Annotated in this window: 2 rRNA genes; both read left to right on the forward strand. The window is 46.1% G+C overall.

Features of this window, described 5'->3' with window-relative positions:
- Window positions 1-206: ribosomal RNA gene (locus tag L5L94_RS21795) — 23S ribosomal RNA — on the forward strand; the annotation flags it as partial.
- 189 nt (window positions 207-395) lie between these two features.
- Window positions 396-506: ribosomal RNA gene (gene rrf / locus L5L94_RS21800) — 5S ribosomal RNA — on the forward strand; the annotation flags it as partial.

Genomic DNA, 506 nt, shown 5'->3' on the forward strand with positions numbered 1-506 from the left:
CATGCCAATGGCATTGCCCGGTAGCTACGTTCGGAATCGATAACCGCTGAAAGCATCTAAGCGGGAAGCGAGCCCTAAGATGAGTCATCCCTAGGAATTTAATTCCTCTAAAGAGCCGTTCGAGACTAGGACGTTGATAGGCATGGTGTGTAAGCGTTGTGAGGCGTTGAGCTAACATGTACTAATGACTCGAGAGGCTTAACCATACAACCCAGATGGGTTTTGCTAAGCGAACTTAGACAGAATATMRACACTTRATGAAGTGGTCATAAAATGCTCCTGCATTTATGACATCAAGTACATCCTTGTACTTGTTGAACTCAAACAAAGCAAATCAGCTTTCCGAATTATTATTAGCGTGAGCCAGCGATGGACACGGTAATAAACAGAATTTGCTTGGTGACAATAGCCTTGTGGAACCACCTGATCCCATCCCGAACTCAGAAGTGAAACGCAAACGCGCCGATGGTAGTGTGGGGTCTCCCCATGTGAGAGTAGGTCATCGC

The organism is Shewanella sp. SM21 (assembly GCF_025654335.1).
GTDB classification, from domain to species: Bacteria; Pseudomonadota; Gammaproteobacteria; order Enterobacterales; family Shewanellaceae; genus Shewanella; species Shewanella oncorhynchi.